The organism is Variovorax sp. 20P10.2.4, assembly GCF_058244205.1.
Map to the genome: position 1 here is coordinate 1 of NZ_JBZAYE010001008.1, position 1,783 is coordinate 1,783.

The window sequence follows — 1,783 nt, forward strand, 5'->3', positions numbered from 1 at the left end:
GATCTCGCGCGCACGGCGGGACTGGATCAGCCAGTCCTGCACGCTGCCCTCGTACTCGCGCCAGCGGCCGTCGCCCTCGTAGGCGATGGTGCTGGTCACCACGTTGTCGAGGAAGGTGCGGTCGTGGCTCACGAGGAACACCGTGCCGTCGTAGTCCTGCAGCAGGCCCTCGAGCAGCTCCAGCGTGTCGATGTCCAGGTCGTTGGTCGGCTCGTCGAGCACCAGCACGTTGGCCGGGCGGGCGAACAGGCGCGCCAGCAGCAGCCGGTTGCGCTCGCCGCCGCTCAGCGAGCGCACCGGGGAGTTGGCGCGCGCGGGGGAGAACAGGAAGTCCGACAGGTAGCTCTTGACGTGCTTGCGCTGGCTGCCGATCTCGATCCATTCGCTGCCGGGGCTGATGAAGTCCTCGAGCGTGGCGTCGAGGTCGAGCTTGTCGCGCATCTGGTCGAAGTAGGCGACCTCGAGGTTGGTGCCGCGGCGGATCTTGCCGCTGTCGGGTTCGAGTTCGCCGAGGATCAGCTTGAGCAGCGTGGTCTTGCCCGCGCCGTTGGGGCCGAGCAGGCCGATCTTGTCGCCGCGCAGGATGGTGCCGCTGAAGTTGCGGATCACGGTCTTCTCGCCGAAGGACTTGGACGCCTCGGTCAGCTCGGCCACGATCTTGCCGCTGGCCTGGCCGGTGGCCACGTCCATGTTGACGCTGCCCTGCACCTCGCGGCGGGCGGTGCGGTTGGCGCGCAGCGCCTCGAGGCGGCCGATGCGGCTCTGGCTGCGGGTGCGGCGGGCTTCGACGCCCTTGCGGATCCAGACCTCCTCCTGTGCCAGCAGCTTGTCGGCCTTGGCGTTGATCACCGCCTCCTGGGCCAGTTGCTCTTCCTTCTGCAGCAGGTACTGCTCGAAGTTGCCGGGGTAGGAGCCGAGCTTGCCGCGGTCGAGCTCCACGATGCGGGTGGCGACGCGGTTCAGGAAGCTGCGGTCGTGGGTCACCGTGACCACGCTGCCCTTGAAGTCGATCAGCAGCTGCTCGAGCCACTCGATGGAGTCGAGGTCCAGGTGGTTGGTGGGTTCGTCGAGCAGGAGCACGTCGGGTGCCGCGACCAGGGCCTGTGCCAGGGCCACCCGCTTGCGGGTGCCGCCCGACAGGTTGCCGACGCGGGCATTGCGGTCCAGATGGAGGCGATGCAGCGTCTCTTCGACGCGCTGCTCCCAGTTCCAGGCATCGAAGGCCTCGATCTGGGACTGGAGGGCGTCCAGGTCCAGGCCTTCCGCGCCCGATAGATAGAGGTCCCGCACGGCGATCACCTCGGACAGCCCGGCACTGGCAGCGGTGAACACGTCGGCCTCCATGTCCAGGGCGGGTTCCTGCGCCACATAGGAGACGCGCAGGTGCTGTTGGTATTGGAGGGCGCCGTCGTCGGGCTTTTCCAGTCCCCCCAGTATCTTGAGCAGGGAGGACTTCCCCGCGCCATTGCGGCCGATCAGGCCGATGCGCTCCGATTCGAGGAGCGAGAAGTCCGTGTGATCGAGCAGCGGGACGTGACCGAACGCCAGTTGGGCGTCGAGGAGTGTGATGAGTGCCATGTGGGGCGGATTATCCGAGGAGCCTGTTCTGCCTGCGGCAGCGCGTAGCGCTGCCGCAGGCAGGAAGACCGGGCGGTCGATTTGTTGACAGCGCTCTTGCAGGGCTGGATAAATGGCATATACTCGCTGGCTCGGCTGACGATGCGGCAACGCAAATCAGGTCGACAGGCCCGAAGGCGAAAGCCGAGGGCAGGTTGATGAAACA

Annotated in this window: 1 protein-coding gene; it reads right to left on the reverse strand. The window is 66.9% G+C overall.

Features of this window, described 5'->3' with window-relative positions:
* Window positions 1–1,578: ATP-binding cassette domain-containing protein (locus AC27VN_RS40475; protein WP_490880361.1), on the reverse strand; the 1,578-nt coding region annotated here is incomplete at its 3' end.
* Window positions 1,579–1,783 lie beyond the last annotated feature (205 nt).